The sequence below is a fragment of the Oleiphilus sp. HI0123 genome, assembly GCF_001635315.1.
Map to the genome: position 1 here is coordinate 1 of NZ_LWGE01000724.1, position 404 is coordinate 404.

General features: G+C 48.3%; 1 protein-coding gene. It reads right to left on the reverse strand.

Annotated features, from left to right (window positions below; translation table 11 throughout):
• Positions 1 to 404 (reverse strand): AarF/UbiB family protein (locus A3761_RS06460; protein WP_231881180.1); only part of this gene is annotated, 404 nt, incomplete at both ends.

Consider the following 404-nt stretch of genomic DNA (forward strand, 5'->3'; position numbering starts at 1 on the left):
CGGCAAGTGCTTTCAGGTTGACCCCGGCGGTTCTCAGCGCGTCAACGTCAGCAACAGGAATACCATACACCCGTTCCATGACCAGAACGTGCTGGTTAGTGTAGTCCCAATGAATTTCCGGGATGTAGATCAGTTCAGAATCTAGAAAGTTTCTACGGATCTGGGAGGCATTTGCTGCTTCCCTTTGCAGGTCGAGCTCATCGTAAATTGTTTTTTCATAATCTCTTACGACCTGTACCGGGTGAAGTCGCTTACCATCCACCCAATAGTTTTCCAGAACCAGAGCAAAGAACAGCATGACGGCAATATCTTGGTCGATGGTTCGCTCAATGCCAGGACGAATGACTTTGACGACTACCTCTTTACCTGAATGTAGCGTGGCGCTATGTACTTGTGCAATGGAA